The organism is Marinobacter lacisalsi (assembly GCF_042651045.1).
Classification (GTDB): Bacteria; Pseudomonadota; Gammaproteobacteria; order Pseudomonadales; family Oleiphilaceae; genus Marinobacter; species Marinobacter lacisalsi.
The window spans coordinates 1-25,901 of record NZ_JBHSDI010000058.1 but is presented as its reverse complement, the minus strand read 5'-3'; the positions used below and the strand labels follow the sequence as shown (position 1 = coordinate 25,901).

At 61.4% G+C, this 25,901-nt stretch carries 23 protein-coding genes; 18 read left to right on the top strand and 5 right to left on the bottom strand.

Features of this window, described 5'->3' with window-relative positions; translation table 11 throughout:
• The first annotated feature begins 29 nt into the window (after positions 1–29).
• Positions 30–1,790 carry an autotransporter assembly complex protein TamA gene (locus tag ACFOZ5_RS16005; protein WP_379889122.1) on the top strand — a complete coding sequence of 587 codons (1,761 nt, stop codon included), beginning with the start codon at positions 30–32 and terminating at the stop codon, positions 1,788–1,790.
• Positions 1,787–5,536 carry a translocation/assembly module TamB domain-containing protein gene (locus ACFOZ5_RS16000; protein WP_379889120.1) on the top strand — a complete coding sequence of 1,250 codons (3,750 nt, stop codon included), beginning with the start codon at positions 1,787–1,789 and terminating at the stop codon, positions 5,534–5,536. Before ACFOZ5_RS16005 ends, ACFOZ5_RS16000 begins: the two co-directional genes overlap by 4 nt.
• A gap of 69 nt (positions 5,537–5,605) precedes the next feature.
• Here the strand turns inward: ACFOZ5_RS16000 and ACFOZ5_RS15995 are convergent, their stop codons facing one another.
• Genes ACFOZ5_RS15995 through ACFOZ5_RS15985 form a run of 3 tightly spaced genes read right to left on the bottom strand, consistent with a single transcriptional unit; the run spans position 5,606 to position 8,079 of the window.
• Complete coding sequence (locus ACFOZ5_RS15995; protein WP_379889118.1) at positions 5,606–6,319, bottom strand: SIMPL domain-containing protein; 714 nt, start codon at positions 6,317–6,319, stop codon at positions 5,606–5,608.
• Positions 6,320–6,338: 19 nt separating this feature from the next.
• Entirely contained in the window at positions 6,339–7,088 is a 750-nt protein-coding gene (locus ACFOZ5_RS15990; RefSeq protein ID WP_379889116.1) for a gamma-glutamyl-gamma-aminobutyrate hydrolase family protein, read from the bottom strand.
• Positions 7,081–8,079, bottom strand: a complete 999-nt coding sequence (locus ACFOZ5_RS15985) for an amidoligase family protein (protein WP_379889115.1) — start codon at positions 8,077–8,079, stop codon at positions 7,081–7,083. The genes ACFOZ5_RS15990 and ACFOZ5_RS15985 overlap by 8 nt, the downstream gene beginning before the upstream one ends.
• A 261-nt stretch (positions 8,080–8,340) precedes the next feature.
• On the opposite strand from ACFOZ5_RS15985, the gene lexA reads away from it, so the two are divergent.
• Together lexA and ACFOZ5_RS15975 are read left to right on the top strand one after the other, a co-directional pair.
• A complete protein-coding gene (lexA, locus tag ACFOZ5_RS15980; protein ID WP_379889113.1) occupies positions 8,341–8,958 on the top strand; it encodes a transcriptional repressor LexA in 618 nt (205 codons plus the stop codon).
• Positions 8,959–9,049: 91 nt separating this feature from the next.
• Positions 9,050–9,580, top strand: coding sequence for a cell division inhibitor SulA (locus ACFOZ5_RS15975; protein ID WP_379889111.1), 531 nt, complete (start codon positions 9,050–9,052; stop codon positions 9,578–9,580).
• Between the two features lie 100 nt (positions 9,581–9,680).
• On the opposite strand, the gene ACFOZ5_RS15970 is transcribed toward ACFOZ5_RS15975, so the two are convergent.
• On the bottom strand, positions 9,681–9,941 hold the full coding sequence (locus ACFOZ5_RS15970; protein WP_379889109.1) for a hypothetical protein: 261 nt from the start codon (positions 9,939–9,941) through the stop codon (positions 9,681–9,683).
• A 30-nt stretch (positions 9,942–9,971) separates the two neighbouring features.
• Entirely contained in the window at positions 9,972–10,445 is a 474-nt protein-coding gene (locus tag ACFOZ5_RS15965) for a hypothetical protein (RefSeq protein WP_379889107.1), read from the bottom strand.
• A gap of 185 nt (positions 10,446–10,630) precedes the next feature.
• On the opposite strand from ACFOZ5_RS15965, the gene ACFOZ5_RS15960 reads away from it, so the two are divergent.
• The 14 genes from ACFOZ5_RS15960 (at position 10,631) to ACFOZ5_RS15895 (ending at position 25,738) form a co-directional block, all read left to right on the top strand.
• A complete protein-coding gene (locus ACFOZ5_RS15960; protein WP_379889105.1) occupies positions 10,631–10,960 on the top strand; it encodes an SOS cell division inhibitor in 330 nt (109 codons plus the stop codon).
• A gap of 205 nt (positions 10,961–11,165) precedes the next feature.
• A complete protein-coding gene (locus ACFOZ5_RS15955) occupies positions 11,166–12,620 on the top strand; it encodes a sigma-54 dependent transcriptional regulator (RefSeq protein ID WP_379889103.1) in 1,455 nt (484 codons plus the stop codon).
• Positions 12,621–12,762: 142 nt separating this feature from the next.
• Positions 12,763–14,037 carry a sensor histidine kinase gene (locus ACFOZ5_RS15950; protein ID WP_379889101.1) on the top strand — a complete coding sequence of 425 codons (1,275 nt, stop codon included), beginning with the start codon at positions 12,763–12,765 and terminating at the stop codon, positions 14,035–14,037.
• A gap of 23 nt (positions 14,038–14,060) precedes the next feature.
• Positions 14,061–15,536, top strand: coding sequence for a sigma-54-dependent transcriptional regulator (locus ACFOZ5_RS15945; protein ID WP_379889099.1), 1,476 nt, complete (start codon positions 14,061–14,063; stop codon positions 15,534–15,536).
• 280 nt (positions 15,537–15,816) lie between these two features.
• Positions 15,817–16,179, top strand: coding sequence for a flagellar hook-basal body complex protein FliE (fliE, locus tag ACFOZ5_RS15940; RefSeq protein WP_379889097.1), 363 nt, complete (start codon positions 15,817–15,819; stop codon positions 16,177–16,179).
• A gap of 28 nt (positions 16,180–16,207) precedes the next feature.
• Positions 16,208–17,920, top strand: a complete 1,713-nt coding sequence (gene fliF / locus ACFOZ5_RS15935) for a flagellar basal-body MS-ring/collar protein FliF (protein ID WP_379889095.1) — start codon at positions 16,208–16,210, stop codon at positions 17,918–17,920.
• Positions 17,913–18,950, top strand: a complete 1,038-nt coding sequence (gene fliG, locus ACFOZ5_RS15930; protein WP_379889093.1) for a flagellar motor switch protein FliG — start codon at positions 17,913–17,915, stop codon at positions 18,948–18,950. Before fliF ends, fliG begins: the two co-directional genes overlap by 8 nt.
• Positions 18,950–19,798 carry a flagellar assembly protein FliH gene (locus ACFOZ5_RS15925; RefSeq protein WP_379889091.1) on the top strand — a complete coding sequence of 283 codons (849 nt, stop codon included), beginning with the start codon at positions 18,950–18,952 and terminating at the stop codon, positions 19,796–19,798. Before fliG ends, ACFOZ5_RS15925 begins: the two co-directional genes overlap by 1 nt.
• Positions 19,779–21,155 (top strand): flagellar protein export ATPase FliI, encoded by a 1,377-nt coding sequence (gene fliI, locus ACFOZ5_RS15920; RefSeq protein ID WP_379889089.1) that lies wholly within the window; start codon positions 19,779–19,781, stop codon positions 21,153–21,155. Before ACFOZ5_RS15925 ends, fliI begins: the two co-directional genes overlap by 20 nt.
• Entirely contained in the window at positions 21,152–21,598 is a 447-nt protein-coding gene (gene fliJ, locus ACFOZ5_RS15915) for a flagellar export protein FliJ (RefSeq protein ID WP_379889087.1), read from the top strand. The genes fliI and fliJ overlap by 4 nt, the downstream gene beginning before the upstream one ends.
• A gap of 133 nt (positions 21,599–21,731) precedes the next feature.
• Complete coding sequence (locus ACFOZ5_RS15910) at positions 21,732–22,037, top strand: STAS domain-containing protein (RefSeq protein WP_379889085.1); 306 nt, start codon at positions 21,732–21,734, stop codon at positions 22,035–22,037.
• A gap of 51 nt (positions 22,038–22,088) precedes the next feature.
• Positions 22,089–23,849 (top strand): ATP-binding SpoIIE family protein phosphatase, encoded by a 1,761-nt coding sequence (locus ACFOZ5_RS15905; protein WP_379889083.1) that lies wholly within the window; start codon positions 22,089–22,091, stop codon positions 23,847–23,849.
• 98 nt (positions 23,850–23,947) lie between these two features.
• Positions 23,948–24,295 carry an Hpt domain-containing protein gene (locus ACFOZ5_RS15900; protein ID WP_379889081.1) on the top strand — a complete coding sequence of 116 codons (348 nt, stop codon included), beginning with the start codon at positions 23,948–23,950 and terminating at the stop codon, positions 24,293–24,295.
• A 129-nt stretch (positions 24,296–24,424) separates the two neighbouring features.
• A complete protein-coding gene (locus ACFOZ5_RS15895) occupies positions 24,425–25,738 on the top strand; it encodes a flagellar hook-length control protein FliK (RefSeq protein WP_379889079.1) in 1,314 nt (437 codons plus the stop codon).
• The last annotated feature ends 163 nt before the right edge of the window (positions 25,739–25,901 follow it).

The following is a 25,901-nucleotide window of genomic DNA, read 5'->3' as shown; positions in this document are numbered from 1 at the left end:
CGTCAGGGCTTCGTGGACCGGAGTGGAATTTGCAAATCAATCAAGCATCAGGACGCTACCGTACCTGCAACAGAGTCTTCGGGTTACTGGCATGGGCCGCGTTGTCGTTGACGCCGGTTGCGAGCCTTGCGGACCAGGTCGAGATTCGCATGGAGGGTGACTACCCCGGGTTACTCGACAACGCCAGGGCTTTCGTGGGGGACGTGGAAGATCACAGCCTGTCTTCCCTGCGCCGCTATGGGGATACCGTGGATGAACGCATCCGTCAGGCGCTGCGGGCCCTTGGTTACTACGACCCCACCATTGCCCGCAATATTCGGGACGAGGATCCCCCTGTGCTGGTCATGGAGGTGAGCCCGGGTGAGCCGGTGCGGGTGGTGTCCCGGGACGTTACCATTACCGGGCCGGCGCAGGATGATTCCCTGTTCATGGCAACCTTGCCCAAGCAGCCGGCTGTGGGCGACGTACTGAACCATGGCGCCTATGATTCCTTACGGCAAACCCTCAGCAACCGTGCATCCCGCCTTGGCTATTTTGATGGCACGTTCGAACAGCGCCGTCTGGAGGTGGACCCGGAAGCCCGTGAGGCGCGGATTTTCCTGCACTTTGCCAGTGGTGAGCGTTACCGTCTTGGTGACGTCACCTTCAACGAGGATCAGGTGTTCAAACAGTCGTTTCTTGAACGTTTCGTCCAGTTTGAACCGGGTACCCCGTACCATGCCGATGAGATCGCTGACCTGAGCGCCGACCTGACCAACAGCGGCTACTTTTCCCAGGCGCTGGTGACCGCGCCTCCGTCCGATGCCGAGGACGGGGTGATTCCGGTATCCGCCCGGGTCAGTGAGCGGGAACCCCGTTCCCTGGGGGCGGGTATCGGCTATTCCACCGATGTGGGGCCCCGCTTCCGGGGCAACTGGAAAGAGCACTGGATTAACCCTCAGGGGCATCAGCGTGGCGCCGATACAGAGTTGTCCGTGCCCCGCCAGAACATCACCGGCTGGTATGAAATACCGCTGGATCCGCCGATGACGGACTCAATGCGTTTTGGCGTCGGGTATCAACGCGAGGACATCGAGGATGTGCAGTCAGACCGCCTGACACTTGGCTCTCAATGGCGCCACCTGATGGACAACGACTGGACCCGGGTGCTGTCCCTGCGTTGGGAGCGGGAACGTTTCGATATCGGTAACGCGGAGTCTGGTACTACCCGGTTGCTGATGCCGGGGATCTCCCTGTCGAAGCTGCAGTCGGACTCGCCCATCGACCCTACCCACGGCTATCGTCTGCAGATGGATGTGACCGGCGGCTCCCGGGAACTCTTTTCAACGGTGGATGTGGCGCAGGTCACTACCCAGGCCAAGGGGCTGATCACCATTGCGGATGACCACCGATTCCTTGCCCGGGTTGAAGCGGGTGCCGTTGCCACCAATGATTTTTCCGACGTACCGCCTTCCCTGCGCTTTTTCACGGGTGGCGACCAGAGTGTTCGCGGCTATGGCTACGAAACCCTGACACCAAAGGACAGCTCCGGCACCGGGTTAGGGGGGCGTTACAAACTGGTGGGCAGTATCGAGTACCAGTATGAAGTGGTCGACAACTGGCGGGTGGCCGCGTTCATGGACGAGGGTAATGCCCTTGACCACCTGGATGAGCCCCTGGCCACAGGGGTGGGTGTGGGGGTTCGCTGGATCAGCCCGGTGGGCCCACTGCGCCTGGACATTGCCAGGGGCCTGGATGAGGAGTTTGGCGGTGGCTGGCGAATACACTTTTCCATGGGGCCGGAGTTATGAGCAGGCTGACCTCAGCCCTGAAAACCGGGCTTAAATGGTTGATTATCGCGCTGGCCATCGTTCTGCTGCTGGTGGTTCTGGTTATTTCCGCGGTGTTGGTGGCATTACGCTCCGATGTCGGCACGGCCTGGGTGCTGGATCAGATTCCCGGCCTGGAAACCACTGCGGCCAGCGGTTCTCTGCTGGGCGAATGGCAGGCAGAACACTTTGCCTGGCAGGGGTACGGGATAACGCTGGAGGTTGCCTCACCGGTGATTGACTGGTCGCCTACCTGCCTCTTTCGCAAGCATCTTTGTCTGGAGCGGCTGGAAGCAGCCTCGCTGGATGTGACCATGGCGCGCACCGCCGCCGAGTCGGAGTCGGACGGCGGTCCCGTGAATCTGCCGGATATCGCCCTGCCGCTGAATATTGATATCCGCTCCGTTGAGCTGGGGCCGTTCCATTACAACGGCACGCTGGTGTGGGATCAGCTGTCCCTGGCGGCCGGAGGTAGTGGCTCTGATTTCGAGATCCGTCAGTTCGACCTGAGCCGTGAAGACGTGGCAGTCACGCTGGATGGCCGGGTCGAAACCCGCGGTGACTGGCCCCTGGCTATCAACGTGGATCTGACCCTGCCGCCACCATCCGGTGACCGCTGGCGAATAAGGGGAGATTTGCGGGGCAGTGTCCGGGACCTGCGGGCCAGCCTGGTGTCATCCGGTTACCTGGATGCTCAGCTGGAGGCCGAGCTTGCACCTCTGGAGGCATCGCTGCCCGCCACTGTTGACCTGCGCTCCGATGCTTTCCTGGCGCTGGATACCCTGCCGGAAACCCTGACACTCAACGACTGGACGTTGACCGGGCGGGGCAACCTGGCCAATGGCTACCGGATAAGCTCCCGGGCCCGGTTGCCGGGGCAGCAGGGTCCGGTGGCTATGGATCTGTCCGGGCGGGTGACGCCAGAGGCGGCAAGAGATCTGCAACTGGTACTGAGCGGGCCGTCAGCGGCAGGTGAGGGCCAGGCCGAACTGACGGTGGATGGCGACGTGGCCTGGCAGGACGGACTGGAGGCGGAGGCGGACGTGACCATGGGGGCCTTCCCCTGGTATTCGCTGTTGCCCCAGGTTGAACCGCCACCGGTCACCATCCGTTCGCTCGACGCCAGCGGCCGCTTCGCCGGCAACCAGTACCAGGCCAGTCTGGATGTGGATGCCTCCGGTCCCATGGGAGAAGCGACCCTGGCCACCCGGTTGGATGGTGACCTGGAGTCGGTGCGTCTGACCGAGCTGACCATGACAACCGGCGCCGGGCAGTTGCAGGGTGATGCCGAGGTTGGTTTTGCCGGCCCGTTGAGCTGGCAGGCGGACCTGATGCTGGATTCGTTCAACCCCGGTTTCTGGGTGCCGCAGGCCACCGCCAGCATCAACGGCTCGGTTACGTCACGGGGACAACTGCAACCGGATGGTAATCCGGATTTTACCGCCCGTTGGGACCTGGAAGGGCAGTGGCGGGATGCACCTCTGCTGAGCCGGGGCGAAATTGAGGCAAAGTCCGGTCAGTGGCAGATACCTGAAGTACTTGCCAGCGTCGGCAACAACCGGCTGACCGCTTCGGGTGAGCTGCAGGACCCGCTGACCGGGTCCGGGCAGCTGTCAGTGCAGGGAACCTTGGAGCTGCCTGACCCCGGTGTCATTGTCCCGGGTCTGGCAGGGGAGATTGACGCTACCATTGACCTGAATGGCCCCATCCGGTTGCCCGGTGGCAATCTTGACCTGTCTGCAACCGGCGTTGCCTGGCAGGACCAGATCCGTATCGGGTCGCTGACGCTGGATGCGCAGCTGGATAAGTCGCAATCACTGGATGCCCGGCTGGAGGCTTCGTCCCTGAAGGCCGGAGGGCAGATGGTGGAGCAGCTGCAGGCTGACCTGGGGGGAACCCTGGACGATCACCGCCTGACGCTGTCGGTGCGACATCCCGAGGCCGTGGTGGATGCGGTTCTGGCTGGGGCCTGGCAATCCGTTAACGGTGGCCAGTGGCAGGGGCAACTAGCCAGTGGCGAGGTGGCGTTGACTGGCCCGGAGCAGACCTGGCAACTGGAAAACCCGGCACCGATCAACTACGTCGATCAGACCCTCACCGTGGGCGCCCATTGCTGGCGCTGGCAGGATAGTACCCTGTGCGCGGGGGAGCAGACCCTGCTGCCGGACACGGCCCTGAACCTGGAGATCAGCCAGCTTCCCGCCTCAACCCTGGCGCCCCTGATGCCGGAAAACGTCACCTGGACTGCCATGATCAATGGCACCCTGGACGTCGAGTTGGCGGAAGAGGGCCCCCGGGGCACGGTCCGGCTCAGTGCCGGCCCCGGTGACGTGGTGGTGGCGATGGACGACACAGAACAGACCCTGGACTATGAAACGCTGACGGCCACGCTGAACATGGAACCGAAAGCGGCAAATGTACAGCTGCGCCTGGATGGCCAGGACGTGGGGGCGCTGGCGGTGGACCTGTCTGTCGACCCCAATGCACCGGACCGGCCAACCACCGGGTCCTACAGTCTGGAGGGGTTTGACCTGGCCGTGGTGGGTGCCCTGCTCGACCTGGAGCAACTGGAGGGACAGGTTGCCGGTTCCGGGCGGCTGGAAGGCCCTTTGCTGGCGCCGCAGGTGTATGGTCAACTCAGGCTTGCCAACGGGCTGCTGGTGGATGAGAGAGTGCCCGTACCCATTCAGGACCTCACCCTGCAGGTGAACTTCAATGGCAGCCAGGCGGATCTCGAAGGCAACTGGCAGAGCAATGGCACCGGCACCGGAGAAATTGGCGGCAACGTGGACTGGACGGGTGATCCGCGGGTCACCATAACCCTGAAGGGGAACCGGTTGCCGCTGCACTACGAACCCTATGCCGATCTGGCGGTGTCTCCGGATCTGGAGATCCGGTTTATTGCCGGGGAACTGAGCATCGTCGGCCAGGTGGCGATACCCAGTGGCAGCATTGAAGTGCGCGAGCTGCCTGAGCAGGCGGTGAGCGTCTCGGAAGACGAGGTCATTGTCGGCGCGGAGGCCGAACAGGAGCCGCCACTGGCACTGGCCATGGACGTGACGGTGATCGTGGGCGAAGAGGAAGTGACCTTCAAGGGGTTTGGCGTAACCGGAGAACTGAAAGGCGAGCTGCAGATCGGTAACCAGATGGATACCCGGGGGGCACTGCGGATGGTCGATGGCCGCTATGCAGCCTTTGGTCAGGAGCTGGAACTGCGGCGTGCGCGACTGGTGTTTGTGGGACCCATCGGTGAGCCCTACGTGGACATTGAGGCCATCCGTCGGGTGGATGACGTGCTGGCCGGAATTCGTCTTTCCGGCCCGGCCCAGGAGCCGGAGACGACCATCTTCTCAGAGCCGCCCATGTCCCAGAATGAGGCCCTCTCGTACCTGGTGCTTGGGCGCCCGCTGCAGAGCCAGGGCGACCAGACTCAGGTCAGCCGTATGGCACTGTCACTGGGGCTGAAACAGGCCAGCGGGCTGACCAGAGGCATCGGCGAGGCTTTCGGCATACAGGATCTGACCCTGGAGGCGGAAGGCTCGGGTGAGGATTCGGCCGTCGTGGCCAGCGGTTACCTGACCGAAGACCTGAGTATCCGCTACGGTGTGGGGCTGTTCGAACCTGTCACAACCGTGGCCCTCCGCTACGACCTGGGGCGGTATTTCTACATTGAGGCGGCAAGCGGGCTGGCCTCGTCGCTGGATATCTTCTACAACCGGGATTTTTAGTGTCCCGCAGTAGGTCAGCTAATGAACCGCACGGGACACTAGCCAGCCGCCTCACCTGTGTACTTCGGGTTACCGCATGGTAAACGTTGCCTGGACCGTGGCGCTGATCTCCCGGGGGCCGACCTGGCTGACCGTATCCGCGACGGCGGAACTTTCCTGCATGCGCATCAGGACGGGCCCGCCCCCGGATGATTGCAGATTGAGTGATTTGATCTCACCACAGTCCATATCCAGCTGTTCCGCCGCAAACTGGCAGCGCTCCCGGGCATTTGCGATGGCCTTGGCAAGGGCTTCGCGTTGGAGTGTCTCTTCGTTGGAATGGAAAAACTGGTGCTGGCTGAGGTTGTAGTTCATGCCCAGATTCTGGGCTTTGGTCAGCACCCGGTTCAGCAGATTCAGGTCATGGATCTCGAAACTGACGGCTTGGCTGGCGACAGCGATGGTCCTGGGCTCGCCTGAGTCGCCATTGTCCCGCTGTGGGTAACGCTGGCGCTGGTACAGGTGGGCAGAGGCATCGCTGTAGTCCACCAGCTCACTACGGATCTCTGCAATGCTCTCCCGCCATTGTTCCATCACCGCCCGCACTTTACTGAGGGCCTGGTCGGAGTCTGTATTCTCGGCACTCACGGTGAAGTTGAGCCGGGCGCTGTCCGGTACATAGCGGACCTGCCCCTCGCCAGACAGGCTGACTTCCGCCGGGGCGGCCAGGGCATGCCCTGTCGGCATGGCGATCAGGGCGATCAGGGCAGGTCCGCAAAGCAGGCGTGTCAGGGAATTGGTCATCCTTTCTCTCCTTCTGGTGTCATGGCTGGTCCGGTTTCTCGGGTACATCCTCCCGGGTCAGTCGGGCCAGTTTCAGTTGTTCCGCGGTACGCACAAAGTCAGCGAAGATTCGTCGATGGGCACTATGGTAAAGCAGGTATTCAGGATGCCACTGCACGCCCATCAGCCACTGGCCATGGGTGTTCTCGATGGCCTGGACAAACAGGTCGTTGTCCAGGGCGCTGACCCGCAGCCCACGGCCCAGCCGTTTGATGGCCTGGCTGTGGATACGGTTGGCACCGATCCGTGGTGATCGCAGGATCCGGCCGAGACGGGTCGGTGCCACGATGCGCACACTTTGCAGCGGCAGCAGCAAGGGCCGGTGACGGGTATGTACGCGTAGTGGCGTGACGTCCTGGCACAGGGTGCCGCCCCGGAACACATTGATCAGCTGGGCGCCCCGGCAGATGCCGAACACCGGCAGGTGCAGCCGCTCCGCCTCCTGCAGGAGTCTCTGGTCGGTCTGATCACGGTGGTGGTTGTAACGCGCCTTGACCTGTTCGCCCTGGTCATACAGATCGGGATGAATGTGGGTTCCGCCGGACAGCAGGATGCCATCAAGCAGTGACACATCCACCTCGCTGCCCGGGCGAATGAAATAGGGGCGTGCGCCATACAGTCTCAGACCAAGGCTGATCAGCCGGTCGGAGGTGCGCCAGCGGGACGGGCTGCTGATGCCAATGGTGATGCCGGGAACCTTGGCTTCCTCATCGATCATCCGTTCAGACATAGCCCCGGTTCTCCAGCCACTGGTGGCAACGGGTGCGCCACGTACTGGTCAGGTTGCGGAAGGACAACAGCGTGCGGCTTTCCCGGAACAGGTCGTTCAGTTCCCGATGGTGGGCGGGGTGGGCCACGATCTGCTCCAGGATCACCCAGTCGTTCCAGACCGTGGAGAAATGCCAGCGGGGGTTGTCTATATCGCAGTCGGGCAGGCGGTAGTGCAGGGTTGGCCTGGACTTGATCCGCGGGTCATCGACGTACTCGGCCAGTAAGGCCGGATCCAGGTGCGCAAATAATGGAAGCAGGTCCAGCGCCCGGTTGCGGGTGGGGTTGTCTTCCAGGTAATCGCGCATCAGGCCTTCAAGGTCCGGTGAGTAGTCCGCTGCCACCAGACGATCAACATACCGGCCGGCCCAGGGTTCGATATAGGTGGTCAGCTTACGGCTGAAGTCCAGTTGATGCCGGCTTTTCAGCCAGTCATACAGCGCGGCAAAGGTCTGCAGGTAGCGCCGCAGGGTATCGGCTTCGAGATCGGGCAGCTCGGGGTTGAGCTGCAGGCCGAACGCATAGACCATGGCTTCCCGGCTGCCCACGGCGCCGGCTTCCCGCAGCTGGTCAGAAAGCGTTTCGATGGCCTCCAGCTGGTCAAAGGGCACCGGCGGCGAGATGATCTCGAGGGGCACCAGTCGCTCAGCGGCATAGTCGATCATGTCCATGGCATGGCCGCCGAGTTCCCGCAGGGACTCCGGCACCCGCTCGTCCTGAAGGTCCAGATCCTTGATGGGGGCGGAGTCCAGTTCAACGGTAAACTCGCCAAGGGCGGTTTCCACCCTGCTGACGTAACGACCGGTACTGCTGGCGGCGCCCTCCAGGATGCGTGCAGTGAGCGATACCAGCTCTTCATACCCCAGGCCCGATATCTCGATCTCGACACCCACCCTGCGAGTATCTCCCTCCCGGGTGGTCATGACGTCGGGCATCCGGCAGCGTTTGGGCATGGGTGTGATTCCCCCTGGTATCGGTTAAGGCAAATGAGTTGGCGCCAGGTATGGCGCCAATGTAACAGGTTGATTGACGAGAGCGTTTTTCGGCACCGCCGTGTCATTTTGAGCATGCCGGGGTTTACACTGGATAAAATACTGTATAAAGTTTGAGTTACTGTATATAACCCCAGCATCGGCAGACGACCTTGTTCAGCCATTGTGCCGGAAAAAGGCCGGGGCAGGGAACGGCCACAGGGCCACAGGAGAGAGAAAGCGATGAAACTGACAGCAAGACAGAGCCAGGTACTGGACATCATCCGTCGTTACGTGGATGAAACCGGTTATCCGCCCACCCGGGCGGAAATCGCCCTGGAGCTGGGCTTCCGGTCCGCCAATGCGGCTGAGGAGCATCTTCGCGCACTGGCCCGCAAGGGGGCCATCGAGATGGTGCCCGGCACCAGCCGGGGTATCCGGCTGCCAGAGGTCGAGGAAGATCCCGGCCTGCCGGTTATCGGTCAGGTAGCAGCGGGTAATCCCATTCTGGCCCAGGAAAATATTGAGGATTACTGCACCCTCAAACCGGAATTCTTCACCCCGTCAGCGGATTACCTCCTGCGGGTGCGCGGTATGAGCATGAAGGACATCGGCATTCTGGACGGCGACCTGCTGGCGGTCCATCGCACCCAGGACGTTCACAACGGCCAGGTGGTGGTGGCCCGGGTGGGCGAGGAAGTGACGGTGAAGCGGTTCCGCCGTGAAGGCGCCGAGGTTCGCCTGATGGCCGAGAACGAGGAGTTTGACCCCATTGTGGTAGACCTGCAAGAGCAGGAACTGGTGATCGAGGGGCTCGGGGTTGGCGTGATTCGCCGTTCCGATCTTCAAAAGGTGCACTAGTGTCCCACCTGGCTGACGAATTGACCAGACGAAACACAGGGCAGCCAGGCGGACAACAAGGTGTCGCCAGCAGTAAATTTGGGAGGAAGTCATGGAACAGTTGGGTTTGAGCATGAATGCCGGGGCAGCAACAGCCGCCGCCACGGCACTGGCCCCAGAGCCGGCAGCATCGGTCCGGCGGCAGCCAGCGGAAGCGTTACCGGCTTGCCGGCCCGGTTATGACGTGGCACGCAAGGGCGACGACAACCACACCGAAGCGGAAGACCGTCGGGGCAATGTCACGGAAGTGATCATGCCGCCGGGCCAGGTGGAGAATTTCCAGTTGCTGCTGCCTATGCTGACGCAGTTGAATCGGGAGCGTCGCTGGCTGGCGTGGATTGATCCGCCGCAGGAGCTGGTCAGCAAGTGGCAGACCATGCATGGCATCGTGGCCAGTGAGCTGCTGGTGTTGCGCTCGACCCGGGATTATTCGGCCTATGAACTGGCTGAGAGAGCCCTGGGTGCGGGTACCTGCCATGCCGTCGTGATGTGGACCAGTCGCCTGTCCAGCAGGGCTTTTGGTGCGCTGGAGCAGGCGTCGGCCAGGGGGCAAAGCCACGGGGTCATTCTCAGGACGCGCTGATCGCGTTGCCTGACGACTGACTCTGTGTGCCTACCGGGTGGTTGCGTCATAGTCCCGGACACCAGCTGTTGAAGGGGCCCGGAAACAATCCCGCATCCGGTCAGTGAAGTGTGTGGTGAGCCTGGGGCTCGAAGTCTTCCAGGTCGGCTTCTTCCCACTCGACGGCGTCGTTGATCTGTCCCACCGCCTGAATGCCAGCATCGATCATGGATCTGGCCACGGTCATATCCCGGTTTTCCATCATCTCCCGGGCTTCCTGGGAAAAAGAGATCCGGACCAGCGGTGCGGAATCGTCGTCCACGCGCTTGAGGGCGTAGTCGCCGTCGCTCAGTTGTACGATTTCAAAGAATGAAGGTGACATAGAATCCTTACTTCAGGCGTGGGTGACGAGTTACCACTCGGCGTGTCGTTCACCCAGGTCAGTAACAAATGATTTCATGGCTGCCAGTGTCTCAAGCAGGCCCTCCGCGGAACGGTCGGGGCCTGAGGCAGCCGATACCGCAATAATGTTTTCTTCCGATACCGTCTTCTGCTGCTTTGGCGGCTGGCTCTGGGACAGCGCCAGCTGCTCCAGATGTTGCCACCAGCTACCCGGTTCTCGGGATACCTCGGCCAGCATCTCGGCGTCCGGTGTGCCTGGGATCAGGGCAATCAGGTCTTCCGGCGATGTCGGCATGGCCTGTTTTTCCTGGTGATAGCGGGCAATCAGAACCAGCAACAGTTGCCGCGCACGCAGGGAAAGTTCCATTGCACCCTGCAGGCAGGCTTCCCGCTCGGTGGCAGAGGCCTGGTCCCGGGACAAGGCAGCCAGCTGGCCGGCCAGATAGATTTTCTGTGATACCAGGGATTGCCATTGTGCAGACATGGCGTGCCAATCCTCATCCGGCGTGATTATTCGGTTAACCTCCTACTATACCAGAACTGGCGTCCGGATTCTTCCGCCAAACGGGCAAAATGCCGGTCCGGGGAGGGCGTGACCGATCAGGACTTTTGCGGATACTCCCCTGTATACTTCTGGAAAGCCTCTGCAATGTGACCGTGGAGAATCTGATGTCCGATGAAGCCAATGAGGCGCTGGCACGCCTTGATGATCGTATCGCCGAACTGCAACAGGCCCTGCAGGACAGTGACTGGCAGCGACTGGGAGAGCTGAACGGTGACGTGCGCGCCCTGATTGATCCGGTAATGGCGGCTCTGGAACAGCGGCAGTTGTCAGCGACGGCTGTCCAGGAGCGGCTGGGGAAGCTTGACACCTTTGTAAAAGAGGCCGACGGCGCTGCCCGTGAGGCAAGGCAGGAAGCCAGGGAGGCGCTGGAGCAGGTTGGCCAGAATCGCAAGGCCGCGAATGCCTACGCCAGGGTGTCACACCCCAAAAAATAGACCTTTTCCCGGGTTTTCGCCGGCAGGGTGGCCCGATCCCGACAGATGGGATGCATCCGAATCGGGCCCAACCGGTTGCGTCATAAAATTGACTCTCTCCTGTTTAAGGTCTTAAATACCGCACAAACAACCAATGCCATTAAGGACTGTTCACAGAGCAGTTCATCGGGCGCAAACGCTGGGCTGACCAAGAGATTCCTTCTGCATGTCGATGACCGATACTGTGCTGGTGTTGAGCAAGGACGCGTCACGGGCTAAAGATCTGAAAACCATTCTTGAATTTGTCGGAGAGGCGTCCGTACTGGACGATGGACCTTCCCGTGAAGTGTTGGCCGGTGGTGACGATCAGGACTTCGCCAGCCTGGGTATGGCAATTGTCGCCCCTGTTGATGATGGCCAGGCCCGCACGGATATTGAAATGGTCTGCAACGCCGATCCGGGCTTACCCATACTGGTGGTGGGAAACCCTGACCTGGAGTCGCTGGAGGAGGGCTGCCAGGCGCGGGTGATTGCACGGCTGGAATGGCCCCCCAACTACACCAAGTTCGTGGATTCCCTTTACCGTGCCCAGATCTACCGTGACCAGTACCAGCGAAGCCGGGGCCAGGGCCACAGCCAGCAGCGGGGTATCATGCTATTCCGTTCCCTGGTGGGGACCTCCCGCAGTATCAAGGGCGTGCGGGAATTGATGGCCCAGGTGGCGGACAAGGACGTGAGCGTTCTGATTACCGGCGAGTCCGGCACCGGCAAGGAAGTGGTGGCCCGTAATCTCCACTACCATTCGCCCCGCAGGGACCGGCCCTTCGTGCCCGTCAACTGCGGGGCAATACCGGCCGAGTTGCTGGAAAGTGAGCTGTTTGGCCACGAGAAGGGGGCCTTTACCGGGGCGATTACGGCCAGGGTAGGGCGGTTTGAGCTCGCGGAGGGGGGGACCCTGTTCCTGGATGAGATCGGTGATATGCCGCTCAACATGCAGGTGAAGATCCTTCGTGTGTTGCAGGAACGCACGTTCGAAAAGGTGGGCAGCAACCGGACCCAGACTGCGGATGTGCGGGTGGTCGCCGCTACCCACAAGAACCTTGAAGACATGATCGAGAACGGCGACTTCCGCGAGGACCTCTACTACCGGCTGAACGTCTTTCCCATCGAGATGCCGGCGCTGCGGGAGCGGTCGGAGGACATTCCGCTGCTGATCAATGAACTGGTTGCACGGATGGAGAAGGAGAAACGGGGCTCGTTGCGTCTGAATTCCGCCGCTATCCTCAGCCTGTGCCGCCATAGCTGGCCTGGTAACGTCCGGGAGCTGGCGAATCTGGTGGAGCGACTGGCGATCATGCATCCATTCGGGGTGATTGGTGTGCAGGAACTGCCGAAGAAGTTCCGCTACGTGGACGACTACGATGAGAGCCCCGTGATGGAAGAGAGTGGCATGCCGTCCGGCGTTCCCGGGCTGGTGGGTATGGATGCCCCGGCATTGCTGCCGGTCAACGGCATTGATCTGAAGGACTACCTCTCGAACCTGGAAAAACAGCTGATACAGCAGGCCCTGGATGAAACCAACGGCGTGGTGGCCCGGGCCGCGGAGAAGCTAAGGATTCGTCGCACCACCCTGGTGGAAAAGGTTCGCAAGTATGGTCTGCGGGAAGAGGAAGAAGGCTGACGGTTTTCTGTCGGCTTCTTCCGGTCCATCAGCATGATCGTCAGTTCTTCATTCCTACCTGTTGTAATTAAAGAAGAAAATTAACCTGGCATGGCTTCTGCTTTACCCTCCCTGAATCATTACATCATGGTCAGGGGGAAGCATGAGACAGTTCCAGACGGCAATACCTGCCTCCCGGTCCCGGGATTCCGGTTCCGTAGCGGATGCGAATGCGGCGGCTGAAGCCAACGACAAGGTAACCGCACTGTTTCCGCCGCAGGATGACGATGCCGCTGTCGATACCGCGCTGGATCTGTTCAACCAGATGTCGCGGCAGATTACCGATTCCTACCGCACCCTCGAATCCCGCGTGAACCAGTTGTCCGGCGAACTGACGGCGGAAACCCGTCAGCGTCAGCATGAGCTGGAAGAGAAGGAGCGTCTGGCGGACCGGCTTTCCACCCTGCTGTCGGCGTTGCCCGCCGGTGTCATCGTCCTGGACAGCCAGGGTGCGGTGGCCCAGTGCAATCCGGCTGCTGTCGCCCTGTTGGGCGAGCCACTTGAAGGCGAGCGCTGGGTCAGCGTGATCCAGCGGTGTTTTGCCCCCCGTCGCGACGATGGTCATGAGGTGTCCCTGAAAGATGGCCGCCGCGTGAGTATCGAAATACGCACCATGGAGAACGAACCGGGTCAGTTGATCCTGCTCACCGATCTCACCGAAACCCGTCAGCTGCAGTCCCAGCTGGCTCATGCCCAACGGCTGTCTGCCATGGGGCGGATGGTGGCCTCGCTGGCGCATCAGATTCGTACGCCGCTGTCGGCCGCGATCCTCTACGGTGGTCACCTGTCACAGCCGGATCTGGACGAGGAGCTGCGCCAGCGTTGCGCCAGTCGCCTGATGTCGCGACTGACCCATCTGGAATCCCAGGTGCGGGACATGCTGACCTTTGCCCGGGGCGAAACCCGGCTGGCGGAGAAGCTGTCCTCGGAGCAGGTTGAGGAAGGCCTTCAGGCAGCCGTCGATGGTCTCAGCCTGGCTGATGAGCAGCAGGTGACTGTGACGGCGGAAGGGCCTGTTGTGCCGGTCATGTGCAACCGCGAGGCGCTGGTGGGGGCCTGCATCAACCTGGTCAACAACAGTCTTGAAGCGGGTGCCAGCCGGGTTGCCCTGACACTGGTGGGCACCCGCGACGAACTCGAGATTGCCGTGGTGGATGATGGCCCCGGCTTTCCCCAGGACAAGGTGAACGAGCTGATGGAAGCCTTCTATACCACCAAATCCCACGGTACCGGCCTGGGGCTGGCTGTGGTGCAGGCGGTGGTCAAGGCTCACAACGGACAATTCAGCCTGGCTGCCATGCCCCGGGGCGGCGCTTGCGCGTCGATCCGGTTGCCCGCGGCCCGTAACACCGTAAACCATTCGAACACACAATCCTGACTGCAGGATAGGCGGAGGACGTCATGGCGCGACCCCAGATTCTGATTGTTGAAGATGACCACGACCTGCGCGAAGCACTGGTCACGACCCTTGAGTTGGCCAAATTCCGGGTGCGTGAAGCCGCTTCCGGTGAAAAGGCCCTGGAAGAACTGGCGAAGGGGCCCGTGGACATGGTGGTCAGCGATGTGAACATGCCGGGCATGTCTGGCCATGACCTGCTGGCGGAAGTGCTGAAAGCCTACCCCGGCCTGCCGATGATGCTGATTACCGCCTACGGCCAGATCAGCGATGCAGTGAACGCCATGCAGACCGGCGCCATTGATTACCTGGTCAAGCCGTTCGAGCCCCAGGTGTTGGTAGAGGCCGTGGAGAAGGTTGTCGGCGCGGGTGCGAAGCGCGGGCGCCGTGGCGACGAGCCAGTCGCCGAAGACCCGATCAGCACTCGCCTGTTCCAGCTGGCGAAGAAGGTGGCAGCCAGCGACTCCACGGTCATGATCTCCGGCGAGAGCGGCACCGGCAAGGAAGTGCTGGCACGGTTTATCCACCAGAATTCCAGTCGCAGTGACCAGCCCTTTGTGGCTATCAATTGCGCGGCCATTCCCGAGAACATGCTGGAGGCCATCCTGTTTGGCCATGAAAAAGGGGCGTTCACCGGCGCGCACGCTTCATCGCCTGGCAAGTTCGAGCAGGCCAATGGTGGCACCATACTGTTGGACGAGATTTCCGAGATGGACCTCGGCCTGCAGTCCAAGCTGCTGCGGGTACTGCAGGAGCGCGAAGTGGAGCGGGTCGGCGGTCGCCGCACCATTTCCCTGGATGTTCGGGTGCTGGCGACGACCAACCGTGATCTCGCGGACTATGTCAGGGAAGGTAAATTCCGGGAAGACCTCTACTATCGCCTGAGTGTGTTACCCATGCACTGGCACCCCCTGCGCGACCGGCCGAAAGATATCCTGCCGCTGGCGGATCACCTGCTGCGTCAACATAGCCGCAAGATGAAACTCAGCGGCGTCAGCCTGGGCCCGGGCGCCCGTCAGGCGCTGCGTAATCACCGCTGGCCCGGCAATGTGCGGGAGCTGGATAATGCGATCCAACGGGCGCTGGTGCTGCACCAGGGCGCCGAAATCCAGGCGGAAGACCTCTGTCTTGATATGGGGATTACCGGTCTCGATACGTCATCGTCGCCTGCGGTGTCGGCCCCTCAGCCGCAGCCAGGCCAGGCCGAGCCGGCCTTTGCCGGAACTGGTACTGAGGCAACCGCAACCAGGGACGAGACGGTATCGGGCGTGGCTGATGCTGATGACGATGGCGGATCCCTGGGTGATGAAATCCGGCGCCGTGAGTTCCGCATCATCATTGACACCCTGAAGCGGGAGCGGGGCCGTCGTAACCGCGCCGCGGAGCAACTCGGCATCAGCCCGCGAACCCTGCGCTACAAGCTCGCACAGATGCGGGACTCGGGTATCGACCTGGATGCGGAGCTGGCCATGGCCAGTTAACGTCCCCGCCAAATGGTCTTCTCACATCGGCGCCTTCGGGCGCCGTTTTTATTTTTGGCCAAGGGGGCGATGCGGGAGTTGAAGGCTCCCGCCCATTCCCGTCAAAAAGCCGACAGGCGCCGTAACACTCCCCTTTAAATAACTTTTAATCTGTTGTAATTAAAGATAAAAATAAAAGTGGTCAGGACTTTGCATTCACCGACACCAGACAATCTTTTCGCCTGACTGCCACGTCCGGTAGCGGGCACCGGAAACGTTTTCGGGAATCGGGAGACAAGCCATGGTCCAGCGAGCCGACATTAATAGCGTTCTCTCAGAGATGCGTAACATGCGCGCCCAGATGAACCAGCGCATGGACAATGACCTTGCGATCAAGGGTCAGGTGGACAAGCCGTCAGGCCCGGAAAAGGTCCGTGAGACGCCGGGGTTTGGTGACATGCTGAGCCAGGCGGTGGACAAGGTGAACGACCTGCAGTCGACCACAGGCGAGATGCGCACCGCCTACGAGCAGGGCGACCCGAACGTGGATATCACCCAGGTGATGATAGCGTCGCAGAAATCATCGGTTGCTTTCGAAGGTCTGAGCCAGGTGCGTAACCGGGTTGTGCGGGCCTACGAAGACATTATGAACATGCCTATTTAACGCCTCGAGTTAGCCACGGAGCAACGACATGGCCAGTGTATCCGCAGACGCCACCTCCAACGAATTGACCACTACCGGTGGAGAGGAGGAAAACGAAAGCAGCAGCCCGCTGATGTTCGGCTTCAACCGCCTGAATCTGCTGCGCCAGATCGGGCTGATGGTCGGTCTGGCGGCCAGCGTGGCCCTGGGCGTTGCCGTGGTGTTGTGGGCCCAGGAGCCCAACTACCAGCCGGTTCTTGGCGACTTGTCGAGCTACAACCCGCAGGATGTTTCCAGCATTCTTGACCAGAGTGGCATCCAGTATCGCATGGATCCCCGATCCGGCGCGTTGCTGGTGGCTTCCGATGACGTCTATAACGCGCGCCTGAAGCTGGCCGCCGAGGGTGTCACCGACAAGGAAACCATGGGCTATGAGCTGCTGGACCAGGACCAGGGTTTGGGAACGTCGCAGTTCATGGAAACCATCAGCTTCCGTCGTGGCCTGGAAGGCGAGCTGGCGCGGACCATCAGCAGCATGCGCAGTGTGAAATCAGCCCGCGTGCATCTGGCGATCCCGGAACGGTCCGTGTTTGTTCGGGACGCGCGGGAGCCCAGTGCTTCTGTGTTCCTGAACCTGTTTGCCGGGCGTCGTATCGAGCAGGAGCAGATCAACGCCATCGTCAATCTGGTGGCTGGCAGTGTGCCGGAGATGAATCGTGAAAAGGTCACCGTGGTCGATCAGAATGGCAACCTGCTGACCGGCCGGGACGATGACAGCGAACGTCAGGATATGCAGGAACAGTATCAGTACACCTCACAGGTGGAAGAACGGCTCACCAAGCGTGTCGCGTCCATGATCAGTCCGATTGTCGGTGACAGCCGGTTCCGCGCGGAAGTGAGTGCCGACCTGGATTTCTCGTCGGTGGAGCAGGCGGAAGAACTCTTCAACCCCGAGCAGCAGTCGGTTCGCAGCGAGCGGGAGATGTCCGAGCAGCGCGCCTTCGGTGCCCAGGGTGGCATCCCCGGCGCCCTGTCCAACCAGCCTCCGGGCGAGGCCGTGGTGCCGGAACAGGCAGGCGCCGGCGAGGGTGAAGACGGTGAAGCTCCCGCCCAGCCGGTGGATATCCGCCGCGAAAGTACCCGCAACTACGAGATTGACCGCACTGTCAGCTATATCCGTCAGGCCCAGGGCGATGTGAAGAGACTGACCGTTGCTGTGGCGGTGGACGACAAGCGGGTGGTGAACCCGGAGACCGGTGAGGTTTCCTTCGAGCCCTGGCCGGAGCAGGAACTGCAACGCCTCAATATGCTGGTGCGTGACGCTGTCGGTTATTCGGCAGCCAGGGGTGATAGTGTTACCGTGATGAATACAGCCTTTGCACCGGAAGAGGAAGTTCAGTTCGAGGCGCCGGGCTTCTGGGAACAACCCTGGTTCTGGAACCTGATGAAGCAGGTGCTTGCCGGTATTGTCATCCTGGCGTTGGTGCTGGGGCTGTTGCGGCCGGTACTGAAGAGCATCTCCGGTGGTGGCCGTCGGGATTCCGGCATGGATGAGGATGGCGTGCGCGGTTCCTACGACGACCTGGGCGGCATGGGCGGCGACAAGGCCCTGGCCGATGCCATGGGCGGGCAGGACGAGTTGCTGTTGCCCGGCGCCACAGACAGCTATGATAGGCATCTGAACGCATTGAAAGGGCTGATTGCCGAAGACCCCGCCCGGGTTGCTCAGGTAATGCGCCAGTGGGTGAATATCGATGAGTGAAGAAAACCGGCAAGACGGTGATGGCAAGCAGCTTCGCCGCAAGATTCCCCGGGTCGAGCAGGCGGCTATCCTGCTGATGTCCCTGGGGGAGTCTGATGCGGCGGAGATCCTCAAGCATATGGGGCCCAAGGAAGTTCAGCGGGTGGGCGTTGCCATGGCCCAGATGAAGGATGTCAGCAAGGAGGAAGTCTCCTTCGTAATGAACGAATTCGTGGACGCCGTGGGCACCCAGACCGGCCTGGGCGTGGGCAACGACGATTACATCCGCACCATGCTGACCCAGGCCCTGGGGGACGACAAGGCGGCAAGCCTGATCGACCGTATCCTGATTGGTGGCAACACCACCGGCCTGGACACCCTCAAGTGGATGGAGCCCCGGGCCGTGGGCGATATCATTCGTTACGAACACCCACAGATACAGGCCATCGTTATCTCGTACCTCGACCCGGACCAGGCCGCCGAGATTCTCGCCACCCTGGACGACAAGGTACGCCTGGACGTGATGATGAGGGTGTCGACCCTGGAAAGCATTCAGCCCCAGGCCCTGCAGGAGCTCAACGACATCCTCGAGAAACAGTTCTCCGGCGGCTCAGCCGCACAGACCAGCCGTATCGGGGGGGTCAAACGGGCGGCGGACATCATGAACTTCATGGATCGATCCATCGAGGGTGGCCTGATGGACTCCATCAAGGATATGGATCCGGACCTGGCGTCCACCATTGAAGACCTGATGTTCGTGTTCGACAACCTCACTGAAATTGATGACCGGGGCATTCAGGCGCTGTTGCGTGAGGTGTCCTCGGAGGTGCTGGTGGTGGCACTGAAAGGTGCCGATGACGGCGTCAAGGACAAGATTTTCAAGAATATGTCCAAGCGTGCCGCCGAGTTGCTGCAGGATGACCTCGAGGCCAAGGGCCCGGTGCGGGTCAGCGAAGTGGAAGCCGCCCAGAAGGATATCATCACCATTGCCCGCCGCATGGCCGAGGCGGGTGAAATTACCCTCGGCGGTGCCGGCGAAGAAATGATGTGATGAGCGATTCTCGTCGACGTGACCGTATCCCCCCGGAAGAGCTCAGCGCCTGGGAGCGCTGGGAATTGCCCCTGCTGGACGAGGGGGGCAACGAGGTGCCCCGGGAGGAGGAACGCGACGTCAAGCCGCTGACGGCTGCCGATATTGAGGCCATTCGCCAGTCCGCCTGGGAAGAAGGCCTCCAGGAAGGGCGGCAGGCGGGCCACGAAGAAGGTCTGAAACAGGGTCTTGAGGAAGGCCGCGAACGTGGTTACGAGGAAGGCCGGCAAACCGGTGAGCGGGAAGGCCGCGAGCAGGCGGAATCTGAGACCCGTTCACAGGTCGACGAAAAACTGACACAGCTGGAATCGGTCATGGGCGAGTTGCTGGCCCCCATCGAGCGGCACCAGGATGAGCTGGAGTCGGCGTTGGTCAACCTGGCCACGGTGCTCGCCCGTGCCGTTATCTATCGCGAACTGACCGTGGATTCCTCACAGATCGCCCGTGTGGTGACCGATGCGGTGAACAGTCTGCCACCCACCCGCGAAAACGTGCGTATCCGTATTCATCCCTCCGACGCCGAGTGGGTCCGGGAAGCGGCTGCCCGGCTGGAAGCGGAGGCGACTGTTACCGAGGACGACAGCATCCTGGCGGGCGGCTGCAAGGTGGAAACCCGGCATTCACTGGTGGACTACACCGTGGAGAAGCGATTCCAGAAGGCCGTGCAGTCAATGCTGGAACAGCAGTTCGGGGCGGCCTCGCCCGGCGAGAGTGAGGAGCTTGAATCGGTGATGGGCGACCTCTCCGATTTCCACCGTGATGTGCTGGACGAACCGGGAGAATCGGACGATGACCCGCAGCCTGGCTGAACGACTTCAGCAACTCACCACCAATGTACCGCGGCAACCGCAGCCGGAACTGTCCGGGCGCCTTACCCGAATGGTTGGCCTGACCCTGGAGTGCGTTGGCTGCCCGATGGTAGTGGGCGACCGCTGCCTGATCCAGGGCCAGGACAGCGCCACCGTGGAAGCCGAGGTGGTGGGTTTCGAGGATGATCGGGTTTATCTCATGCCCCTGTCCGCCATCGACGGGTTGCGCCCTGGTGCGCGTGTGCTGCCCCTCTCTGCCGCCAGCCGGGTGCCGGTAGGCAACGGGCTGCTTGGCCGGGTAGTCAACGGCAATGGTGAACCTCTCGACGAGAAGGGCTCCCTGGATGTGGAAGCCCGGGTCCCCCTGACGGGCGATATCATCAACCCTCTCAACCGGGCGCCGGTCCGTACGTCCATGGATGTGGGCATTCGTTCCATCAATGCCTTGCTGACAGTCGGCCAGGGCCAGCGCCTGGGGCTGTTTGCCGGCAGCGGGGTGGGCAAGAGTGTGTTGCTGGGCATGATGACCCGCTTCACCGACGCCGACATTACCGTGGTCGGCCTGATTGGCGAACGGGGCCGCGAGGTGAAGGAATTCATCGAGGACATCCTCGGCGACGAGGGCCTGGCTCGTTCTGTTGTGGTGGCGTCGCCGGCTGACGACTCGCCGCTGATGCGGCTGCGGGCGGCCATGCTCACCACCCGGATTGCGGAATACTACCGCGACCAGGGCAAACGCGTGCTGTTGTTGATGGATTCCTTGACCCGCTATGCCCAGGCGCAACGGGAAATTGCCCTGGCGGTAGGGGAGCCCCCCGCCACCAAGGGCTACCCGCCTTCTGTCTTCGCCAAGCTGCCACAACTGGTGGAGCGCACGGGTAACGGCAAGCCCGGCGGTGGGTCCATTACCGCGTTCTACACGGTGCTGACGGAGGGGGATGACCAGCAGGATCCGGTGGCGGACTCCGCCCGTGCCATCCTCGACGGGCATATTGTGCTGTCCCGCCGGCTGGCGGAAGAGGGGCACTACCCGGCCATTGATGTGGAAGCATCGGTCAGCCGGGTCATGCCCCATGTCACCGAGAAGGATCACTTTGCCCGGGCCCAGCGTTTCAAGCAGGTCTATTCCCGTTACCAGCAGGCGCGGGACCTGATCAGCGTGGGTGCCTATGTGAAGGGCTCGGATCCGGAAACCGATTTTGCCATCCGTCACATCGATCGTATGCGGGACTTTCTGCAGCAGGGGCTGAACGAGGCCTCGCCCTTCCGTGATTCGGTGGACCAGTTGCTTGCGCTGATGCCGGAGCAGGTACCCAGGCAAGGGGCAGACAAGTCCCGCACCGGGAGTAGTCAATGACAGTGCGTTCACAACGGCTGCAGGTGGTACTCTCCCTCGAGGAACGCAAGGAGCAGCAGGCCCTGGATGTCATGAACGAGGTTCGCACCCAGTGGCAGACGGAGCAGGACCGGCTGGAGGAGTTACAGCGTTATCAGCAGGAATATCATCAGCAGATGCGCAGCCAGCAGCAGGGGACTGTGCCCGTTACCCGGCTGCAGGGGTGGCAGAATTTCATCGCCCGTCTCAACACGCTGATCGGCGATCAGCAAACGCGGGTTGCCCGGGCTGCCGAGCGTCTGGAGCAGGCCAGGCAGCAATGGCAACAAGCCTGGGAGCGCCGTCGGGGTATGGAGAAGTACATCGAGACCTGCCGCGCCCAGGAACAGAGGGACCGGGATCAGGCGGAACAGAAACAGGCCGATGAAGCCGCCATGCGCCAGTTTTCCCGCCGTCGTCCGTGACTGCGGGAGTGTGCTCCAGGCGCCGATGCTAGCGGTTGTTCTCCGTCGTCATTCTGCTGCAATACAAATCCGCATCCATTGACTATCCTGAAGGGGCGAAACTCTCCCGGCCCTTATTGTGTGGAGGAAATCTATGCCGGTGAATACCCGACGCAGTGACGATGGGCAAACGCGGATCATCGCTATCGAAGGCCGTTTCGACTTCAGTACGCATCAGGCATTCCGTGACGCCTATGAGACAAATTCCGAGGGCGTGCGGCACTGGGTGGTAGACATGTCCGATACCACCTATCTGGACAGTTCCGCCCTGGGCATGTTGCTGCTGCTGCGGGATTTTGCCGGTGGCGATAACGCCAGCATCCGCATCGAAAACTGCAACAGCGACGTCCGCCGTATCCTGACCATTTCCAATTTCGAGCAGCTGTTCTCCATACGTTGAGCTGGCCGCCTAGTGCTTACAGGTTCTGCCACAACCGTGAGAGGATTGCCCGTGACGGATTCCGCAAAACCCAGGCCCCTGCGATTGCTGATTGCCGATGACAGCAACACCGACCGGCTGATACTCCAGGCAATCCTGACCAGGCAGGGGCACGACGTTCAGGCAGCCGGGGATGGTCAGGAGGCACTGGAACTCTATGAGTCATGGCAGCCCGACATGGCATTGCTGGATGTCATGATGCCCCGGCTTGATGGGGTTGAGGCAGCCCGGCGTATCAAGGCGCTGGCCGGTGAGCGACTGGTGCCGGTGATATTCCTGACCTCCCTGTCCGACTCCGATGCTCTGGCGCAGTGCCTGGAGTCCGGTGGCGACGACTTCCTGCCCAAACCCTATAACCCGGTTATTATCCAGGCCAAGCTGGGCGCCTTCGATCGCATGCGGCGCATGCACGAGACGCTGACCCGGCAGCGAGACCTGATACGCGAGCGTAACGAACAGCTGCTGGCGGAGCAGGTGACGGCCCGTCGGGTGTTCGACAATATTGCCCACACCGGCTGCCTGGATGCAGCCAGTATTCGTTATCACGCCTCGCCCCTGTCGGTGTTCAATGGTGACATCCTGTTTGCGTGCCCAAGACCGGCCGGGGGCATGCACCTGTTGGTCGGGGATTTCACCGGCCATGGTCTGCCTGCGGCCATTGGCGCCCTGCCTGTCGCCGAGATTTTCTATGGCATGACCAGCAAGGGTTTCAGTGGTCCGGACGTGCTGCGGGAGCTGAACCAGAAACTGGTCCGAATTCTGCCCACCGGGATGTTCTGCTGTGCCTGTTTCGTGGAGGTGGATTTTCGTGAGGGTCATGTCCGTGTCTGGAACGGTGGCCTGCCGGACGGTTTCATTCTGCGTAATGACGGCACCCGGCAGGCCCTGGCGTCAACCAGTCTGCCCCTGGGTGTGCTGGCGCCGGAACGTTTTGCCACCCCCATGGCGGAATACCCGGTCTGGCCCGGCGATCAATTGCTGTTGCTGACCGACGGCGTTCTCGAAGCGTGCAACCCCGAGGGTGAGTGGTTTGGTGAGGAGGGACTTGCCCGGGCTCTGGAGAGTTGCCCCCGGGACAGTTCGCCGGTCGACTTTCTGGTTGAGCGGGTGCGGTCATTCAGTGGCCGTAGCGAGGACACCGACGATCTGACGGTACTGGCTCTGGGAATAACGGAAGACGACCCGGTGGCAAGCCGCCCACTCACTGCCGGTCATTCAGCGTTGACCGGGCCCACCTCCTGGCGTTGCAGTTACCAGGTGGACGGCGCCACCCTGGCAGGGTTCAGTCCATTGCCGCTGCTTCTGCATATCTGCATGGCGGTTGCCGGCCTGCGCCAGCACAGCGGACCAATCTATACCATACTGTCAGAACTCTATACCAACGCCCTGGAGCATGGGGTGCTTGAGCTGCCGTCGTCATGGAAAGACGGGCCGGAGGGCTTCAACCGCTATTACGCGGAACGGCAGAAACGCCTGGAGGAAGTGGGCGACGACCAGTACATACGTTTTGAGCTTGAGCACTGCGTGCTTTCATCCGGTGGACGGCTGCTTTTACGCTGCCAGGATTCCGGTAAGGGGTTCGACGCCGGCCAGTCGGTTGGACCACCTCTGGCATCGGGTTCGCGAAGCCAGCTCGCCGGCCGGGGAATACCGCTGATAAGGCAGCTGTCCAGTGATCTGACATACAACAAGCAGGGAAATTGTGCCGAAGTAGTATATGATTGGGAGTCTGTTGACGTCGGGAGTGAAAAGGTCGCCGGCTTTTCGAAGTGATCTCCGGACAGCGGGTTGTATTTTATCGATACGCCCAGATTATAGGTACGCAAATACATCAAGAGCCTGATGTATCGTTGGCTCCCAAGAGGTTGGTTATGAACGACAAGCCACACCTTGATGAAGAAGCTCTGGCAGAACTGCGGGATGTGATGGAGGATGAGTTCGATATCCTCATACAGACCTACATCACCGATTCCAGCGAACGTATTGAGGCACTTCATCAGGCCCTTTCTGGCAATGATCAGGATTCCTTCGCCAAGACGGCACACAGTTTCAAGGGTAGTAGTATCAATATCGGTGCTTCCCGCCTTGGCGATCTGTGCCTGTCTGCCGAACAGGCAGGGCGCGAAGGACGCCTGGATGATGCCAGGGAATTGTTGCCGCAACTGGAGGCCGAGTTCGCCACGGTTCGTCGACTGATGGAAGAATCCCTTCACGTCTAGTTTTCCGCTTGGTTAATTCGCTGATAATGAATTAACCAAACGCGACAAGCGGCTGGCACCGGTTTTGCAGTAAAGCTGATGAACACGCCCCGAGGGGCGCCTACAGTGAATCAGCGGCAAGAGGTTGCCATGTCCGGAATGGTGCTAACCCAACTACTCAATCCCGAATCGGGTATCGACCGCCCCAGTGCCGACAAGGCCCTGGAGGGCGCTGGTCAGGGCCGGCCCGATAATGGCCCCAGTCGGTATGACGAGGTGGTCCGCCAGCAGGAGAAGCGCCTGGAGCAACGACGAGCCCAGGAGCGTGACGTCCAGCAGAAGCGCCAGGAAGCTCGCCAGCAGGAAGCGCATCAGCAGAAAACGGCTCGCCAGGACGACAAGCCGGCAAAGGCTGGCCTCGATGACCGCCGGGCGGAAGGGACCACCCCGGCGGCAAACGAACGCCGCACTGATACCGATCAGGCTGCCCAACCCCGGGAGGCGTCCGGACGGGCTGAAGAAGCTACCGGGACCCATGCCGCCAGGCAGACCGAACCGGCAAAAAAGCCTGATGACAACGCAGATCAGACGGCTGTTTTCGAGCTGGTGGACGCTGTGGATACCGGAGACGAAGCTGGCATCCCGGGTATGGCGTTGCAGGGACAATCCCCGGATCAGAAACTGTTGGCCCCTCAGGGCGCCGCCCGTTCTGCAGCCCAGGCGATGGCGTCCCTGACCGGGACCGGCCAGAAACCCGGTGGCCTGCCGACCACCGGCGCGCTGTTTGCCGCCATGCTGGAGGCCGGGCAGGAAAACGGCAAGCAGGGCCGCGAGCTGACGGCCGGGCTGCAGGGCAGCAACCTCCAGACCCTGACAGACACCACGACCGGCAAGGCCGCCGATACCCTGACGGCTCAGGTGGCCTCCCGTCTTTCCGCACCGGAGTTTTCCCAGTCGCTGAACCAGGCCGCAAGCCTTCGTGGCGCCGACGCCCAGGCGTTGATGCGGAACTATAGCACCAGTGTCGACGTACCCGTTGGAGCCGATGAATGGGGCGAGAAAGTCATGGGCAAGCTGGCATGGCTGACCGCCAGCCAGATGTCGGTGGCGGAGATCCATATAACGCCTCCGGATATGGGCCCACTGGATGTACGGGTACAGGTGCAGAATGACCAGGCGGCGGTAACCGTGCATGCGACGACACCAGCGGTGCGGGAGCAACTGGAACTGCACGGTCATCGGCTGCGGGATATGCTGAGTGAGCAGGGCCTGACTCTGGAAGGGTTTGACGTGTCCGACTCGCCCGGTCGGGAAGCGTCCGACCAGCAGGGAGAAGGTGACGAATCCGCCAGTGACCGGTCCGGGCAGTCCCTGGCAGGAAACGAAGCCGACAGTGACGCAGGTATGCCGGAATCCGGTGAGCTCAACCTTTCCTGGAAAGGTGAGCTGGATCTTTACGCATGACACGGTGAATGAGGCCGGAATTAGCCAGACTCCTGCCCAGCGGTTACACTTTTGTCAGATGACCCGTCCTAAAATACGTTGACGGTTTTTGTTGAAGCCAGCGCCTTATGGGGGCTGGCTTTTTCATGTACCTCTTGGGGCGTTTTCATGCCCAGGCTGAGGT

Bases quoted from the DNA above. Each gene is read 5' to 3' on its own strand.
- fliJ (WP_379889087.1), top strand. From the start codon at position 21,152: ATGACAGTGCGTTCACAACGGCTGCAGGTGGTACTCTCCCTCGAGGAA.
- ACFOZ5_RS15950 (WP_379889101.1), top strand. From the start codon at position 12,763: ATGAGACAGTTCCAGACGGCAATACCTGCCTCCCGGTCCCGGGATTCC.
- ACFOZ5_RS15955 (WP_379889103.1), top strand. From the start codon at position 11,166: ATGTCGATGACCGATACTGTGCTGGTGTTGAGCAAGGACGCGTCACGG.
- ACFOZ5_RS16000 (WP_379889120.1), top strand. From the start codon at position 1,787: ATGAGCAGGCTGACCTCAGCCCTGAAAACCGGGCTTAAATGGTTGATT.
- ACFOZ5_RS15990 (WP_379889116.1), bottom strand. From the start codon at position 7,088: ATGTCTGAACGGATGATCGATGAGGAAGCCAAGGTTCCCGGCATCACC.
- ACFOZ5_RS15965 (WP_379889107.1), bottom strand. From the start codon at position 10,445: ATGTCTGCACAATGGCAATCCCTGGTATCACAGAAAATCTATCTGGCC.
- ACFOZ5_RS15975 (WP_379889111.1), top strand. From the start codon at position 9,050: ATGGAACAGTTGGGTTTGAGCATGAATGCCGGGGCAGCAACAGCCGCC.
- lexA (WP_379889113.1), top strand. From the start codon at position 8,341: ATGAAACTGACAGCAAGACAGAGCCAGGTACTGGACATCATCCGTCGT.
- ACFOZ5_RS15960 (WP_379889105.1), top strand. From the start codon at position 10,631: ATGTCCGATGAAGCCAATGAGGCGCTGGCACGCCTTGATGATCGTATC.
- fliG (WP_379889093.1), top strand. From the start codon at position 17,913: ATGAGTGAAGAAAACCGGCAAGACGGTGATGGCAAGCAGCTTCGCCGC.
- ACFOZ5_RS15895 (WP_379889079.1), top strand. From the start codon at position 24,425: ATGTCCGGAATGGTGCTAACCCAACTACTCAATCCCGAATCGGGTATC.
- ACFOZ5_RS15925 (WP_379889091.1), top strand. From the start codon at position 18,950: ATGAGCGATTCTCGTCGACGTGACCGTATCCCCCCGGAAGAGCTCAGC.
- fliI (WP_379889089.1), top strand. From the start codon at position 19,779: ATGACCCGCAGCCTGGCTGAACGACTTCAGCAACTCACCACCAATGTA.
- ACFOZ5_RS15995 (WP_379889118.1), bottom strand. From the start codon at position 6,319: ATGACCAATTCCCTGACACGCCTGCTTTGCGGACCTGCCCTGATCGCC.
- ACFOZ5_RS15945 (WP_379889099.1), top strand. From the start codon at position 14,061: ATGGCGCGACCCCAGATTCTGATTGTTGAAGATGACCACGACCTGCGC.
- fliF (WP_379889095.1), top strand. From the start codon at position 16,208: ATGGCCAGTGTATCCGCAGACGCCACCTCCAACGAATTGACCACTACC.
- fliE (WP_379889097.1), top strand. From the start codon at position 15,817: ATGGTCCAGCGAGCCGACATTAATAGCGTTCTCTCAGAGATGCGTAAC.
- ACFOZ5_RS15900 (WP_379889081.1), top strand. From the start codon at position 23,948: ATGAACGACAAGCCACACCTTGATGAAGAAGCTCTGGCAGAACTGCGG.
- ACFOZ5_RS15910 (WP_379889085.1), top strand. From the start codon at position 21,732: ATGCCGGTGAATACCCGACGCAGTGACGATGGGCAAACGCGGATCATC.
- ACFOZ5_RS15985 (WP_379889115.1), bottom strand. From the start codon at position 8,079: ATGCCCAAACGCTGCCGGATGCCCGACGTCATGACCACCCGGGAGGGA.
- ACFOZ5_RS15970 (WP_379889109.1), bottom strand. From the start codon at position 9,941: ATGTCACCTTCATTCTTTGAAATCGTACAACTGAGCGACGGCGACTAC.